The sequence below is a fragment of the Vibrio sp. Vb0888 genome (assembly GCF_033338835.1).
GTDB lineage: Bacteria > Pseudomonadota > Gammaproteobacteria > Enterobacterales > Vibrionaceae > Vibrio > Vibrio alginolyticus.
Genome location: NZ_JAWOTL010000003.1, coordinates 36,758 through 52,450 on the forward strand (window position 1 = coordinate 36,758; position 15,693 = coordinate 52,450).

Below are 15,693 nucleotides of genomic sequence, written 5' to 3' on the forward strand. Positions count from 1 at the left end.
AAAGATTTCTCCCCACGTATTCCAATTTCTCAAGACCTGCGCCAAGTTAGAAAAATAAGTCCAAACAAAAGCTACTGAGACAAGGAGAAAGTCATGGTTGATGCATATAACCCACTAGGAACAGACGGATTTGAGTTTGTTGAATATACCGCTGCTGACAACAAAGGCATTCAACAGCTTAAAGATCTGTTTATATCGTTAGGTTTTGCGGAGATTGCAAAGCATCGCTCAAAAGAAGCGTGGTTATATCGACAAGGTGACATTAGCTTTATTGTGAATGCGCAGCCGCATAGCCAAGCTGAGGGATTCGCCAAAGTTCACGGTCCGTCGGTTTGTGGCATGGCATTTCGTGTGAAAGACGCCACCGTTGCTCTGGCGCATGCGTTAGAGAATGGCGGTAAAGAATATAAAACGGAAATTGGGCCGATGGAGCTTAGCATTCCTGCTATTTATGGCATCGGTGAAAGCTTGCTTTATTTTGTCGACCGTTATGGAAAGCAGAGTATTTATGATGTCGATTTTCGTTTTTATGATGATGCTGATGAGCGTTTATCAAAAGCGAATGTTGGTCTTTACGAAATCGACCACTTAACGCACAACGTTAAGCAGGGCAACATGGATGTCTGGTCAGGTTTCTATGAGCGCATTGGTAACTTCCGCGAAATTCGTTATTTCGATATCGAAGGTAAGCTGACTGGTCTTGTCAGCCGAGCGATGACCGCACCTTGCGGCAAAATCCGAATTCCTATCAATGAGTCGTCAGATGATAAATCGCAGATTGAAGAGTTTATCCGTGAATACAATGGCGAAGGTATTCAACACATCGCATTGACCACAGACGACATCTACGAAACGGTCAAAACATTGCGTGAGCGCGGCATGGACTTTATGCCAACGCCAGATACTTACTACGAGAAAGTCGATCAGCGTGTTGAAGGCCATGGTGAAGATGTAAGCAAGCTTCGTGATTTGCAGATTCTTATTGATGGTGCGCCAACGAAAGATGGCATCTTGCTACAAATCTTTACTCAAACCGTTATCGGCCCTGTGTTCTTCGAAATCATCCAACGTAAAGGCAATGAAGGCTTTGGCGAGGGTAACTTTAAAGCGTTGTTTGAATCGATAGAAGAAGACCAAATTCGACGAGGAGTATTGAGCGATGCATAAATGGATCACATTCCCTCACCGGGAGGGAGTGTGCTCTAAACAAGCGCATGCTGACTTCCCGGAAGAGGCAATTTATGAACGTGAGGCAGGTCGAAGTGGCTTCTTCGGCCCCGCAACACATTTTCATCATCAACATGCCCCAACGGGGTGGTCTGAGTGGGAGGGCGAGCTACGTCCACGAGCGTTCGATTTTAATCTAGTTGAGAAAGCCAGCCATATTACCCCGTGGGCAGTCCCGCATCTATTACACAACGCGAATTGTAAAGTTCGTGTTTGGCGTATGGATGAAAAAATGGACTTCTTGGTGAGAAATGCAGATGGCGACGAACTGCTATTCATCCACCAAGGTACGGCAGATCTCTACTGTGATTATGGTCATTTGAAAGTGAGCGAAGGGGATTATGTCATGATCCCGCGCTCAACGAGCTGGCGTTTAGAGCCAAGCGAGCCGATGTTCATTCTGATGATCGAAAACACCGATGCGGCTTATACATTGCCCGAAAAAGGCATGGTTGGAAACCACGCGGTGTTTGATCCGGCGGTTCTAGAAACGCCGTCGATCAACGATCAGTTCCGTGCTCAATATTCTGAGAATCAAACACAGGTTCAGGTGAAACGCCACGATAAAGTCAGTGTTATCACTTACCCATTCAACCCGTTGGATGCGATTGGGTGGCATGGTGATTTGGCGGTAGTAAAAGTGAACTGGCGTGATATTCGTCCACTTATGTCACATCGTTACCATTTACCGCCTTCTGCACATACTACATTTGTAGGAGCAGGATTTGTGGTGTGTACCTTCGTTCCTCGTCCAATGGAAAGTGATCCTGGAGCGCTCAAAGTACCGTTCTACCACAACAATGACGATTATGACGAAGTCTTGTTCTACCATGCAGGTGATTTTTTCAGCCGTGACAACATTGAAGCAGGCATGGTGACATTCCATCCAGCAGGATTTACGCATGGTCCTCACCCGAAAGCATTCAAAGCAGGGCGAGAGCATAAGAAGACTTTCACCGACGAAGTTGCGGTCATGATCGATACGCGTCACGCACTTCAGTTTGCGGATGAGCTGGAAAAAGTAGAAAACAAAGAATACGTCTATAGCTGGCAAGAGAAGTAAGAGGCAAGGATGAAATTAGCAACCAAGAAAAATGGCACTCGTGACGGTTTGTTGATGGTCGTGAGCAAAGACTTAACGCGCTGCGTACCTGCGACAGAAATTTTCCACCCCATGAACTTAGCTCCGACGATGCAGGTGGCGCTTGATAACTGGGATACGCTAGCACCACAACTGGAAGAGCTATACGTTGCACTGAACAATGGCACGGTTGCAGGGTATGAAGAGTTTGAAGCGCACTACTGTGAGTCGCCGCTTCCTCGCGCTTATCAGTGGGCTGATGGCAGTGCTTACGTAAACCACGTTGAGTTGGTTCGAAAAGCTCGCGGCGCTGAAATGCCAGAGAGTTTTTGGACGGATCCGTTGATGTACCAAGGAGGCTCTGATGCCTTTATTGGACCTTGTGACAACATCGAGTTTGCGAGTGATGAATGGGGTATTGATTTCGAAGGTGAAGTTGCTGTGGTAACTGGTGACGTACCAATGGGCGCGAGTGTTGCAGAGGCTCAGGAGTCGATTCGTTTGATCATGCTGGTGAATGATGTCTCACTGCGTGGCCTAATTCCCGCAGAATTAGCTAAAGGGTTTGGTTTTTTCCAATCTAAACCTTCTTCTGCGTTTTCTCCTGTGGCAGTAACACCTGACGAACTAGGCGATGCGTGGTACGAAAACAAAGTGCATTTACCACTGGTCTCGACCTACAACCACAAGCCGTTTGGTCGCCCAAATGCGGGTATCGATATGACGTTTGATTTTGCAGACTTAATTGTTCATGCGACTAAAACGCGCCCGCTATCTGCTGGGGCAATTATAGGTTCTGGCACGGTATCTAATAAGCAAGGCACCGAACATGGCACTTCGATTGAGGAGGGTGGTGTTGGTTATTCATGTATCGCGGAAGTTCGCATGATTGAAACCATTCGTGATGGTAAGCCGTCGACTAACTTCATGTCGTTTGGAGATTCTATTAGATTGGAAATGTTCGATGCGGATGGCAACAACATATTCGGTTCGATTGACCAACAAGTTAGCCAATATCTCAAGCACTAATAGTGCTGGTTGGGAGACGATATGAGCGATAGCATGATTTTATACGGATACTGGCGATCATCGGCGGCGTATCGTGTGCGTATTTGCTTGAATCTTAAAGAGTTATCGTATGATTCAAAATCGGTACACTTGGTGCGCAATGGTGGCGAACAACATAGTGACGAGTACCATGAGTTAAACGCTTCTGAACTGGTTCCTTTGCTGGTGGATGGGGAGGTTCAGTTAACCCAGTCACTGGCGATCATTCAATACTTAGAAGAACACTACCCGGATGTCACTGTGATCCCCGAGCAAACGCCGCTTCGATACCAAGCGCTAGCTTTGGCTCAGGATATTGCAATGGAGATTCATCCCCTGAATAACTTAAGAGTTCTACAGTATTTAGAGGGGGAGTTAGCTTGCGAGCCAGAGCGCAAAGTCGCTTGGATTCATCACTGGATCCACAAAGGTTTTACAGCATTAGAAGAGAAACTTCAGAAGCATCGTAAACTAAATGGTGATTGCAAGTTTAGCCTGACAAGCTCGCCATCTATTGTCGATATTTGTCTGGTACCACAATTTTATAACGCACAACGCTTTGGTGTAGATACTTCTCTTTATCCAACCATTAACGCTGTTGTGCAGTCATGCAATCAACTGCCAGCTTTTATTGATGCGATGCCAGAGAATCAGCCAGACGCTAATAGTTGATTCTTAGCATACATAATGTATTAACAAAATTTAAACGAGCCAATCCAAGTGTGTGATTGGCTCGTTTTTATTGGTGAGCAAAATTTTCTGTTTCTCGCTATCGTCGTGGCGCCTCAAAATTGCGAGGTTTTGTTGCTCTGCATAACATTTCCATTTACGCTTTGAGCAACGAGTTGTTTTGGATGCACTTTATTTATGACCAACATTTTTATCATTGTTGTTCTTCTGGTTTTATTCTTCTTTGTTATTCAAAAGTACGTGATTAAGCACGATGACACGCGTGATTATCCTTATCGTTCGAAAGGCCCTCTGCTCAGAGGTCAAGAGGGTGCGTTCTATAATGCGTTAAGAGCGGCGGTCGGGGAGCATGCCGTAGTATTCGCGAAAGTAAACATGTCCAGTTTGGTTACGCCAAAAGAAATCAAAAATAAGAAGCAGTTTTTTGTCGCGAACAATCGTATATCTCGAAGCTATTTTGATTACGTTATTTGTGATCCAAGGACACTAGAGCCGCGCGTTATCGTTGAATTGGATAATGGGCAGGAGCTAAACAAGGGTAAGATAGAAAGACAAAAGTTATTGATTCATGTTTGTAAGACGGCCAACCTGCCTTTAATCGGCGCTTCGATAAAGCACAGTTATCAAGTTGGGCGATTACGTCGTTTGCTTGCGGCACACATTGATTTGATTGAGCCCGATAAAGAAGTGCGCTTTTGCAAAAAATGCGGCAGTCCGATGATCATTAAAACCGCAAGCCAAGGTGAGTTCAAAGGGAGACGTTTCTTTACTTGTAGCCGTCAGCCGAATTGTACATACACCGAAAATTATAACGTTGTGTTTGAGGCGGACGACTAAACACGACAATTAACCAGCAGAAACAAGGGGCTTTGATTAGAGATGATCAAAGCCTTTTTTGTATCAGTCATCAAGGCAGGGCCTATACTTTGAAAAAGAGGGCAGAATAGGGCAGCCATATGCGATACGGATGGATTTTATCGGCGTTGTTCATCGCATCGAATGTTAGTGCGATACCTAATTTGAAACCACTGGAGTGTGAATTGACAGAGACACCCCAAGATCATTTCTTGTTTTACCGAGAGCAAATGGTTTACCACAGTGAGCAGTTTGTCATATTTCAAAACTTCAAAGGCAGGGTGAGCACTCAAGTAGACGTCAAAACAGGAGAGTTGATCCGTACAACCTATATCGGCGAACCATTTAAACCTAAATATCAGATTTTGTTCGGCACTTGCCCTAAGGTATCGCAAACCTTACAGATTTGGATGCTCAGTGAAGTGCCTTACGACAATTAAGTGAGATAATAAAAGTTATATAGATCACACTTTTAATCCATGAAGGATTCAGCTTTGCTGATAAAATCATCTGAAAACGCGTGTTGAGTTTACATTTTCGCCAAACGGTTCAAAGTTGGTAAATTTGTGCTTGCACCACCGTTCGCTTATAGCTAATATCCTCGTCGTTCCAGAGAAATGCGTCCGTAGCTCAGCTGGTTAGAGTATCGCCTTGACATGGCGGGGGTCGGTGGTTCGAGTCCACTCGGACGCACCATTCTGAATTGAATGGTTAGGAACATAAAAATTTGGGTCCGTAGCTCAGTTGGTTAGAGTACTACCTTGACATGGTAGGGGTCGGCGATTCGAGTTCGCCCGGACCCACCAAATTTTAAAAAAGCCCACCTTTTGGTGGGCTTTTTTGTGTCTGTAATTCATTGATACTCAAGTAAAACTACTTCTTTTCTTGTCCCTTGTTTTTGCCCTGCTTTAGCCCCTTGTTAGAGATAAAAGCGCACTACTTGATCCGCAACACAACCTCAAAACCCTAAATGCAATGCATAAGGTGTATACGCTTCAAACCCACTAGAGCCGTCTATAAATCATGTTGCGTGCCACTAGCCGTGGTATTAGAGACAATGACTATTAATCTAAATTATCTGGCGTGTGAAGATTGGTGCCGCATATTGTACATTTGTAGTCACCAGTCGCTTCGCCTTCCATTAATGAGCTAATTATTGCTGCAAATAGACCAGAGAAGAAACCTTTAGCTTTTTTCTCGGTCTTTTCCTGCGCTTTAGAGAAGCTTTCGTACCGATGTAGCGTTACTTCTTTACAATTACAGCAAAACGCTCTTGTCTCTTCAGAACCGTACATTTTTACCAATTGATTTACTCCCTGTAAGTTAATTTCCCCAAGTGGCGTTATGTTCAAGGGTAAGTCACACAAGACTGATGTGTGACTTACCCTAAACACTAAAACGAACGTAATGTAAAACACCACATGTTATGAATGATTATTTAACGCCTTGTGATCCGAGCTTGCTAACTCTGCTGATTGAATAGTTGTGGCAATAAGCTCTTCAAACAGCTCTAATTGCCCAGCAGGTATCAATTGATTTTGTATAGCTTTTCGTTTGTTTGAGTCAAATAGCCGCTCTGTTAACCAACCAATTAGATACATCAGTGAAAGGCAGCCACCGGCCGTCGCTACATTACCGTCTATCACGAGAGGCAGATCCTGAACATCTCCTCCCATACTTTGTAGAACATCCTTTGCATCTGGGTTTGTTGTTAATCGCTTGCCTTTTAGTAAACCGAGTTCATGGAGGATGAATGATCCCGCACAAATCGAACCTATTAGCTGCCTATTTGGATCAAGATTCAACGCTGACATAAATTCAGCATCTTTTAAAGCGGCTGGAATACCCCGTTTGCCGCTTGTAATAAGAACGACATCTTGATTCGTCACCTCAGAAAGGTGTCCGTCTGTTTTAACTTTCATACCGAGGTGGGAATGATGTTCAGATTTAGTTCCAAGTATACTTACCGTCCAACTGTCGGTTGTGCGCCCTAGCAAGTCATACATAAGAAAGAAATCGACATCCGTGAAATCATCAAATAAAACAACGCCGATTTTATACATAACATTTATCCTTTTGGACTTACTCGTAAGTCGCAAAATGTGTAGTAGGAGGGGAGGGGCATTCAATACGCAAGCTTCTGCTGAGCACCTTAAATACCAAAGGCGGTGCAAACTAACAATGCCATGTGTACCAAATCCCTATTATAAAATTTTGTTATGTTTGTTTTACGAGCCCGCCCAGAAAAACTCAACCCTAATACCACTTGGGTCGTAACACATTAAATGTTTTGCGGGTTCTGTCTTAACAAGCTCGGGACCAAACTCAATTTCGATTCCCGACGCCATAAATTGATCACGCAACTCATAGAGTTGCTTCTCAGTCTCTACGAGTAAAGCTAAGTGATGCAAACCAATATTCGTTTTTCTGTCAAATGGAGTGGCGGCATCAGCCTTAGCCGCCCATAGTGTAAGCATGATATGCCCATCACTCACAAATATTGCCGGGTAGTCTGGATTTCTTTTTACTTCACTCCAACCTAATTGTTCAGTGAAAAACTTCGCGCTTGCTTCTAGGTTAGATACGGTTAAACCTACGTGGTGTATGCCTTTTGTTAACACAGTCACTTTGTTTCCTTACTCGTTTTAATGGCTATCAAACAAAGATAACTCGATAAAAAGTAAGCATCAATACACATATATTGATTAACTTCGTCAATCTATTCGAATACGGTAATCCAACTGGAAACATAACATTGTAAACACGAAACCCAACCTTGAACTAAAAATTAAACTTTGAGTTCATTCTTAAGGGCTTTATTAATCAAATGCATTAATAGCCATAATATTTAAGCCAGCCTATAGGGCATATCATTCCATTAAACGTTTGAATGTTCTTATTCAAGCTAACGTCTTCCAATTTGTAACAGTGAACAACATTACTAGTCGAAGTAGATGCTGGTGTTGAATAGGTCACAGGTTTAGAAGCGTTTGCTTTATGTATTTCATGTGCTCGCTGCTGGTTTATCGCCACTTGATTCTTGTGATTGTTAACTTCTCGCAATCCAGATTCTAAGGGTAGGTGCCAATCCTTACATGTTGTTCCTAAACCATCATTCTGAGACTGATATTCTGATAACGCTACACGAGCTTCATTTACCGACTGATCGATATCGGACTGATCGACTAGCCAAGTAGAAAAAGAATAGTTAATGGCCTCTCGATAGTTTACCGATTGCTCTAAGCTATAAGCATCGGAATGAAAACAGGCCTCTACCACTGCCCATTGAGTCGATAGGTTTGATAATACGTTTTCAGGTATAGGCTGTAGCTGGCTTTGCGTAGACTGGCAACCGGTTAGAAGAAAAGGGACAGGGAGTAGTTTTAGAAAAAATTTTTGGTTCATTTTAATTTTAAAATTAGTGCAATCTTTTTCATTATCATAATACAGGACGATTGAAGAAAGTAGCATTTCTATCAGTAAGGGAATGTGGCTAACGCACTGATAAGGTGTGAGTAAAGCGATATCAAAGCCCTCAACACACCTTAACTACGAATACTACCGCATAACAAAGATGCTATGCGGTAACGGTAGTATTCAGGCTTGAACAGTTTGTCGCACGTTGCTCTCGCCTGACAGCACGGAAATTCTCTCAAAATCTCGACTCGGGAAGTCAGGATCTACGTACACAAACATACGACTTATCATTTTTCCTTCAAACTCAAATACACTACAAAAACGCCCTGTGGAAACTTTGTTGTCCGGCCAAGAGGTACCATCACTCATTACGCCGCCTTCCTGTCCTTCAACAATGACCTTGTTTCCAGCAGTCGTTATTTGAAAGCCGTCTATGTCGTGCCAGATACTAATCAACGAGCTACCAATCCTATTGCCAAACTCCACTAAGGCACTCTTTCCTTTCGCTTGCCCAAATTTAGGAAAGAAAAAATCAACATCCTCTGAGAATAGATCCAGATAGCTAGGATCACCGGCATCTATTTTCTCGAAATACTTAACTACTAGCCCAACTAAATCGTCTTTTTCCATAATTATTTCACACCCATATTAGCTTTACGCACAACGCAGGGTTAAGTAGTAAGCGGAGCGACCACTCAACCTGAACGTTTGCATCTTAAACACCGAGTACATTTAAACTGAAATTGCCAAGAGTTGCGAATCTTATTGAAGTGCTTTGTTAGATGTAATCCGTTTAGCCTGCGTATACTCCATTGAAGTACTCGACGCGTTCTAACGTCATTCTTAACTTACACTCTTCAATCTGGACACCTTGCCAGGGTGAGGGTGTGGAAGACAGGCCCGTAAATTCACATTCGGCGTCTCTGTATTTTAGCCAAGCTCTTTGGGCCTTTCGAAATGGCTCTACCAGTTCGGTCTGAGACCATGTTTCCCTTAGTGCTTTTTCTTCCTCACCTATTCTAGCGATTGCTTCCTTGTAACTTTCGTTAAGCTCTTTATCTGCAGATTCCATCTTCTTTTCTACACACTGATAACCAGCCATAACGCCACCGCCTTTTACTTTGCAGGGATCTTCAACATCATCAGAGGCCAAGCAAGGTAAAGAAACCAACGCAAATATCATAAGTAATTTGTTCAAAATTGCCTCCAAGCTCCGAGTGCTTGTTAAACCGTTATCCGCTATTTTTCCTTTTTAATCATGCAGCTTTTTGTCTGTGCCTTCAAAGATAAAATAGAAGGTTAGTGATTCTAGTGCCTAAACAGAAGGTCAAAGAAGATTGATACACGGGTTAAATGACGCCTTAATCTGACTTACTTTTAGTGGGCGTTTTGTGTCAATCTTTTCTGTGGAATCATTAGTTTGATGGCGTCTGAGGATGTTAATATGACTCCCATTGAATTTATTATCGCCCTGAAACACCTAGGTTGAATTAAGTGGTGACTATTCCCCTCCAATCATGAAGTTGGTTCAAAGGTAGGGCGATAAATGTTGCGATTCGTAATAAAAATTTATGCCAAGTGCAGTTCGCTATCGCGGCTTATATTGAGTCGGGCAATAACCTCTAATGATGTCTGAGTTTCGTAGCTTGTTGTGTTTTGTATTGCGCCCCGAAACCCTTTTACGCCACAATTTAAAGCTACTTGATTTGAGCCGGCTACGCATAAACTGAATCACGTCGGATTCATTCAAACCAAATTGAAATTCGATAGCCTCAAATGGGGTGCGGTCTTCCCATGCCATTTCTATTATTCTTGACTCAGTTTCCGAGGTCAGTTTCATTTCAAATAACCTATTTAAGAAAAGACATTGTTACGACGGAAATTGAGTCTTGGTTCAAATGTTCTTATATGCGTGCTTAGTGTTTAGCGACTTAACACCTACAAAAACTTCTCAATGAGGACTTCGTCTACGTATTTCCCACGAACTTTTGCATGCTTCTTCGCGGTCCCTACGATTTCGAAGCCTTGTTTGAGATAGGCTGATAACGCTCGGTCATTATCGCTGCGGACGTACGCAAATAGTTTTTCGTAACCCTTTTGTTTGGCTACTTCGAATGTCGATTTGAAAAGCTGTTTAGACACACCTTGGCCACGAGCACCGTCACTAACAAACGTACCAATTATGCCAACATGGTCAAAAGCTTTTGTATATTGTGCAAAGGGCTCGATATTTTGGAAACCAATGACTTGTGAGCTATTTTCGGATAAAGCGACTGTAAACACGCCCCGTTCTGGGAAATGAGTAATGAACTCTTTTTCTTCTTCAGGTGTGAAAGGCGTATCTAATACAGTGTATAAACCTTCAATAATGATGGGATTGAGGACGTTTGTAATGCCTTCAGCATCACCTAAAGTTACCTGACGTACAATTAAATTCATGCCACTTAGCTCCTATTAAAATTAGGGCTGTTTTGTACATGAGTTGGAGACTTGCGGCAACAAGTAACGTCATTAAGTCGTAAAGAATATACCTATTACACTTAAGCGGCGGTTAATAGTGCTGATTGTTACTTTAGTATTTCTGATATATCACTTTTTAAGTGACGGCTTAACTTCTATAGAATATTTCCACATCACGACCCCGTTTTCTACAAGATCATAACTCGCGCTTTGACCCTCGGAGTTGAGTACAAATACCGGCATTTCCATCCTTGACGTAGCGCCATCTCGGTTGCATGACATGGTAGCTTCAAGCTGTATGCTATTTTTGCTCGGTTCTGAAAGGGTTCCTAAGTACGCGCAGCCGTCGACAAAACTGGTTTTGCTTTTTCCTTTAGAGGATATTTCAAAAGTCGGAAAAATGAATGTTGATTGAGGCTCTGTTACTACCACATTGACTTGATAGTTCGTCGCTGAAAAAGCATTGAAATGAGCTCCAAGCATAAGTAAGAACAAGATTTTTGATTTCATAAACTCTTCTTTATTTCGATATTACTAGTTTGGTAACGGCGCTATTAACGTGACCACTTAATCTAAAACTTTACTGCGTAAGCATTAAAAAGGATACAAAGGTAGAGTAGTTGAATATGGTTAATCGGCCGTAAATAGTTTTATTAAGAGATCTTACATACCTAAAAGAGGTAAGTTCTTTCGCTTTTGATAGGTTAATGCTAATTCTAAACAGGTCTTGATTGAAGCTTCTGGCAAAGGAGCGGATAAAGATAGAATTATTGCTCGATTACCCTGAAACTCAAGTGAGTCACTATACAGTTCGCGGAATGTGTCGACGAGCTTAGTTTGGCAATTAAAGAACAGATAATAACGACTAGGCGTTTTCTGTTTCCAATCCATCCTTACCGGGCTACCTGTTTTCACACTGTAGCTTGGCTCTCCCCATTTTAGAGATTCTTCAACTTCCCCCAGTTTTAATTCAGAAGCGATAGTTAAGACGATATTTCGTAGCTCTTCTATCCGAATACGCACATGTTTTGGATACTCATCAAATCTTGCCTTCACTGCATGGTTCATTGGTATCTCCTATAAATAGCGCTGTTTTGGGGTGAAGCCCAAGCATACTTTGGCTATGTAGCAATTACGTCATAATGTTATTAATCAATAAATCTAGCACATAGCCAAAATACTAAGCGTAAGGGTTTCCCTCGGTTACGTTTAGGATGCTCTGGGTGAAAACATGATGATTGACATGCCAAGCATAGCGACAGAAACCCCCACTATGTCCCAGAGCGTTGGTCGAACGCCGTCGATACACCACAACCATAGAATTGCGACAAAAATATAGACACCACCGTAAGCGGCATAAACTCTGCCAGTTGCGGTAGGATGTAAAGATAGAAGCCAAGCAAACATAGCAAGGCATAGCGCTGCTGGTACCAAAAGCCAAACTGACTTATCTTCCTTTAACCAGAGATAAGGTAAGTAGCAGCCTAATATTTCTGCAATGGCGGTTATAAAGAAAAGCCCAATGGTTTTGACTTCAGTCACTTAAACATTCCTATCTTTTTCTACAAATATATGAGGCTGGTTAAATGGGCAATTGCTCGGCTCATTACATTTCGCCCAGCTTAATCTTGGATTGAGCCTCACTCACGGTTTGTTTACCGAATAACAAATCCATCATCGAAATGATTCGTTTGTTGTCTTTACCCCTTTTTTCTGGATTTGCGCTGTTTGGTGCTTTAAATTCAACTTGTCCTACTTTTTCGTTATTTTTGTAGGCTTTGATCTGAGCATCAGCGATAAATGTTCTAAAATCCCAGCTCCAGCGTGATACGTAAGTAAGTGTCAGCTCAGAGCTAACAGGAGGAGTGCCATCGCTTACGACTGTGCATTTGTGGGCGGTATCCAAACACCAGTCTTGCATCGAATCTAAGAAAACATCTCGCGTGGCGTTGTCTTTTACGATGGTGATTTCCTTGCTCTGATTTTCTTTCGAGATTGTTTCTACCGTATACTTTGGTGCCGCACATGCAGCTAATAGAATAGGCAAGCTTAGAATGATGAGTTTTTTGTGCATCTTATGTCTCTTTTTTTTTTAAATTTATATATTCAAACAACTTCAAGATACTGAGTTCAACGAGAATAACTAACAAGCATGGCAACTGTTATTAACAAAACCTTTAGAGTAGAAGGGTTTGTTTCGGGAGTATGCCAATGTCTCGATGCAAAATAATTAGTAAGAGATTGCTATTGCGTTATGTTAACTCTTGAACTTATGTCCGTATCAATGTCCAGAATTCTTCGCATTGAAGTTTTTGAAGTGCAATTCTAACGGAATTTTAAATTGCTGCATAATGCTCAATTAAGAGGAATAGGGGAGCTTATCGTTAAACATAACGTGTAGTGCTGTAAATTGGTCCCTAAGACTAAGCTAAAAGGGCCTAATGTTTTAAAATAGCTTCTTGTCTATTCTGTTGTGTGAGTTTTCAATGTTGTCTCATACTAGCCACTTAAAAGAGCGCTGTAAGAACTCGTCTGCATTATCAAGGACGATTTCACCGTGAGCCATAACCAATATATTAGGTTTCCAAGACAGCAATTTATTTAAGTGTTTTCGAGCCTCTTGTTTGCTAAACATAAAACTTAGGCGCCAATCCAAAGGCATTTTTCCATTCGGAGCAAGAATACCGGCCCCTTTAGCCACAAACCGCTGCCAGTAGTTAAAGTCCTGGCCAGAAAAATTCTCGACGAGGTCAGTAACAATTAAGGTCTTTGAAAGTCGATGATAAAACACACACTCTTCCATTAATGGAGAGCCAGAAAATAGTTCTTGTTCAATCTCAGAGTTCCAAGCATTACCGCCTTGGTTAAGTGAAGCGTGAAAGTGTATATCACGGCACTTCTTAATGACTTCATCTGTGCCATAAATTTCTGCGCTAGGATAGGCAAATACCCATTCAGATAAGAACAAGTGGTGTAAATGATTAGGAGCGATTAAGTATTTCACTTGGCCTAGATTGTTGATTTGCTCTTTAATCGAATTTGATAACTGAATTGGACTATGAACCCAAAGGCCACCATCAGAAAGCCTAACAATAGTCATACGAGTGGTGTATGGGAGTCCTAAGAATTGGACGGGATCTCCGTCAAATATCCATATCTCATGGGCTAACTTTTTCATGTCTCTCCAACCGTTAACACTGTATTAAGGCGGCATTTAAGTTACTCAAAAGCTGCCTTGTTGCACAATAAACGCTTCGCTAAGCGTAAACCAAAAATATTAGGTTTACCAAACCCTTATTGAGTGCAGCTGTACATCTTTGAGTATTTTTATACTGAACGCGCGTAAAGTAGTTTTAAGAGGATCATTTGACTTGATAGAACAAAACCCCGCTATTTTTGAGCAGGGTTTTGCAATTAGATAAAGGGGCTAACCGATGATGAAGAAGAAAATCGCGGTTGCAACAATACCAATCAACGCATAAGGAAACTGTGTGGTTGCGTGTTGCATTGCTGTACAGCCTGAACCTTGTGCAGATAACACGGTTGAGTCACTAAAGAAACAAGAGTGGCTCCCTGCCGCTGATGCTGAAAGCAGCGCTGCAACGGTTAAGTGTAGAGGCACACCAAGCTGTTCGCCCAAAGGTAGAACAATTGGCATCGCTACTGCAAACGTTCCCCAAGACGATGCCGTTGCAAATACCAACGCGCCCGTAATCATAAAGATAATCGCAGGGAAGTAAGACGCTGACAGGTAAGGGCTGACGGTCTCAATGACATACTGCGTGACGCCCAATGAGTCGTTGACCGATTTCAACATGAAACCACCAATAACGGTCGCAAGCGGCAGTAGCATAACTTTAATGCCATCATAAACAGCTTCGAACATGTCGTTCATCGAGATCAGTTTTTGTGCGCCGTAAAAGCTAATAGTAAAGATTAACGCGACGAAAACACCAGCAAGTAGATCGATACCAAAATACCAACTTGCGGCAACAAGTACGATCATTGGTAACAAGAAGTTGACAAGGCCCATGGTTGGGTTGGTATGTGCAGATACATCGGGACCAAAGTCGACATCTGTTGCACCGTCTGGACGAACTTGACCATTCTTCGCACGCTTTTCTGCCTTTTTCATCGCACCTAGATCTGGGATCTTTTCCATTGCAACCAGCAAAACAATCACCAGCGTTACCCAGCCGTAAGCCATGTATGGAATAGCTTCAATGTATGCTTTGATACCATCTCCCGCTTCTGCTACTCCGTTTGCTTCTAGCAACGAACTGAAGAAAATTGCCCAAGTGGAAATCGGTACGAGGATACAGATAGGCGCGGCGGTTGAATCCACAAGATATGAGAGCTTTTCACGCGAGATTTGGTAGCCGTCCGTAACTTTTTTCATTGAGGAAGAAATTGCAATCGCATTCAAATAATCGTCGATAAAGATCAGAATACCTAAAGCAAAGGTCATCAGCATCGATTGCTTACGGCTTTTTACTTTCGTGACCAGCATGTCGGAGAAGCTTAAGATACTGCCGCCTTTCTCCAAAATAGCAATTAGGCCGCCCATCAAACCACAAACGAGGATGATCCAAGCAATAGTTTCATCCATCATTACACTCATGGAAATATCAACAATCTGTTCCACCGCTTCAGTTGGGTTAAGCAGAAGAACACCGGCAATAGCGCCGCTAAAGAGGGCTTCCACAGTTCGGTGTGTTGTCAGCGCAAAGACCAATACCAACGCCGTTGGTAAAAGACTCATCCATCCGTAGGCTTCGCCTTCCTCATGGTTCAAACCGATTGTGGTAAAAAAGACAAACGTCGCAACCGAGATTAAAGAAACAATAATGTGTTGAGAGTTGATTTTAAGAGGCGCATCCAGCGCCTTGGTCTGCGTAGTCATAAAGTTCATTTCC

20 protein-coding genes and 2 tRNA genes are annotated in these 15,693 nt (G+C 42.6%); 8 read left to right on the plus strand and 14 right to left on the minus strand.

Features of this window, described 5'->3' with window-relative positions; all coding sequences use genetic code 11:
* Positions 1-93 precede the first annotated feature (93 nt).
* The 8 genes from hppD (at position 94) to R7P72_RS06285 (ending at position 5,706) form a co-directional block, all read left to right on the plus strand.
* Positions 94-1,167 carry a 4-hydroxyphenylpyruvate dioxygenase gene (gene hppD / locus R7P72_RS06250; RefSeq protein WP_005377835.1) on the plus strand — a complete coding sequence of 358 codons (1,074 nt, stop codon included), beginning with the start codon at positions 94-96 and terminating at the stop codon, positions 1,165-1,167.
* The gene (locus tag R7P72_RS06255) at positions 1,160-2,290 is read left to right on the plus strand and encodes a homogentisate 1,2-dioxygenase (protein ID WP_213907225.1); all 1,131 of its coding nucleotides are present in this window, start codon (positions 1,160-1,162) and stop codon (positions 2,288-2,290) included. Before hppD ends, R7P72_RS06255 begins: the two co-directional genes overlap by 8 nt.
* A gap of 9 nt (positions 2,291-2,299) precedes the next feature.
* Positions 2,300-3,337, plus strand: coding sequence for a fumarylacetoacetate hydrolase family protein (locus R7P72_RS06260; RefSeq protein ID WP_025766743.1), 1,038 nt, complete (start codon positions 2,300-2,302; stop codon positions 3,335-3,337).
* A gap of 21 nt (positions 3,338-3,358) precedes the next feature.
* Positions 3,359-4,027: a maleylacetoacetate isomerase gene (gene maiA / locus R7P72_RS06265; RefSeq protein WP_005377832.1), complete on the plus strand. Its 669-nt coding sequence runs from the start codon at positions 3,359-3,361 to the stop codon at positions 4,025-4,027.
* A 195-nt stretch (positions 4,028-4,222) separates the two neighbouring features.
* The gene (locus R7P72_RS06270) at positions 4,223-4,882 is read left to right on the plus strand and encodes a DUF2726 domain-containing protein (protein WP_005377831.1); all 660 of its coding nucleotides are present in this window, start codon (positions 4,223-4,225) and stop codon (positions 4,880-4,882) included.
* Positions 4,883-5,001: 119 nt separating this feature from the next.
* The gene (locus R7P72_RS06275; protein WP_005377830.1) at positions 5,002-5,340 is read left to right on the plus strand and encodes a hypothetical protein; all 339 of its coding nucleotides are present in this window, start codon (positions 5,002-5,004) and stop codon (positions 5,338-5,340) included.
* 179 nt (positions 5,341-5,519) lie between these two features.
* Positions 5,520-5,596, plus strand: a tRNA-Val gene (locus tag R7P72_RS06280).
* Positions 5,597-5,629: 33 nt separating this feature from the next.
* A tRNA-Val gene (locus R7P72_RS06285) sits at positions 5,630-5,706 on the plus strand.
* A gap of 258 nt (positions 5,707-5,964) precedes the next feature.
* Here the strand turns inward: R7P72_RS06285 and R7P72_RS06290 are convergent.
* From R7P72_RS06290 to R7P72_RS06355, 14 genes are all read right to left on the minus strand, one after another.
* Positions 5,965-6,195, minus strand: coding sequence for a hypothetical protein (locus R7P72_RS06290; RefSeq protein WP_017820907.1), 231 nt, complete (start codon positions 6,193-6,195; stop codon positions 5,965-5,967).
* A 129-nt stretch (positions 6,196-6,324) separates the two neighbouring features.
* On the minus strand, positions 6,325-6,963 hold the full coding sequence (locus R7P72_RS06295) for a DJ-1/PfpI family protein (protein WP_206959177.1): 639 nt from the start codon (positions 6,961-6,963) through the stop codon (positions 6,325-6,327).
* A 165-nt stretch (positions 6,964-7,128) separates the two neighbouring features.
* Complete coding sequence (locus tag R7P72_RS06300; RefSeq protein WP_213907226.1) at positions 7,129-7,527, minus strand: VOC family protein; 399 nt, start codon at positions 7,525-7,527, stop codon at positions 7,129-7,131.
* Between the two features lie 205 nt (positions 7,528-7,732).
* Entirely contained in the window at positions 7,733-8,371 is a 639-nt protein-coding gene (locus R7P72_RS06305; RefSeq protein ID WP_054865570.1) for a hypothetical protein, read from the minus strand.
* Between the two features lie 126 nt (positions 8,372-8,497).
* Entirely contained in the window at positions 8,498-8,947 is a 450-nt protein-coding gene (locus tag R7P72_RS06310; protein WP_005377826.1) for a nuclear transport factor 2 family protein, read from the minus strand.
* A 163-nt stretch (positions 8,948-9,110) separates the two neighbouring features.
* Entirely contained in the window at positions 9,111-9,500 is a 390-nt protein-coding gene (locus R7P72_RS06315; protein ID WP_213907259.1) for a lysozyme inhibitor LprI family protein, read from the minus strand.
* A 405-nt stretch (positions 9,501-9,905) separates the two neighbouring features.
* A complete protein-coding gene (locus tag R7P72_RS06320) occupies positions 9,906-10,157 on the minus strand; it encodes a TIGR03643 family protein (protein WP_005377824.1) in 252 nt (83 codons plus the stop codon).
* Positions 10,158-10,255: 98 nt separating this feature from the next.
* A complete protein-coding gene (locus tag R7P72_RS06325; RefSeq protein WP_137281925.1) occupies positions 10,256-10,756 on the minus strand; it encodes a GNAT family N-acetyltransferase in 501 nt (166 codons plus the stop codon).
* 150 nt (positions 10,757-10,906) lie between these two features.
* Entirely contained in the window at positions 10,907-11,287 is a 381-nt protein-coding gene (locus tag R7P72_RS06330; protein WP_213907227.1) for a hypothetical protein, read from the minus strand.
* 153 nt (positions 11,288-11,440) lie between these two features.
* A complete protein-coding gene (locus R7P72_RS06335) occupies positions 11,441-11,845 on the minus strand; it encodes a DUF1801 domain-containing protein (RefSeq protein ID WP_017633973.1) in 405 nt (134 codons plus the stop codon).
* A gap of 141 nt (positions 11,846-11,986) precedes the next feature.
* Positions 11,987-12,319: a YnfA family protein gene (locus R7P72_RS06340; RefSeq protein ID WP_005377819.1), complete on the minus strand. Its 333-nt coding sequence runs from the start codon at positions 12,317-12,319 to the stop codon at positions 11,987-11,989.
* Positions 12,320-12,383: 64 nt separating this feature from the next.
* Positions 12,384-12,851 (minus strand): Sbal_3080 family lipoprotein, encoded by a 468-nt coding sequence (locus tag R7P72_RS06345; RefSeq protein ID WP_213907228.1) that lies wholly within the window; start codon positions 12,849-12,851, stop codon positions 12,384-12,386.
* Between the two features lie 420 nt (positions 12,852-13,271).
* The gene (locus R7P72_RS06350) at positions 13,272-13,955 is read right to left on the minus strand and encodes a DUF4336 domain-containing protein (RefSeq protein WP_086046699.1); all 684 of its coding nucleotides are present in this window, start codon (positions 13,953-13,955) and stop codon (positions 13,272-13,274) included.
* A 249-nt stretch (positions 13,956-14,204) separates the two neighbouring features.
* Complete coding sequence (locus R7P72_RS06355) at positions 14,205-15,680, minus strand: Na+/H+ antiporter NhaC family protein (protein ID WP_005377816.1); 1,476 nt, start codon at positions 15,678-15,680, stop codon at positions 14,205-14,207.
* Positions 15,681-15,693 lie beyond the last annotated feature (13 nt).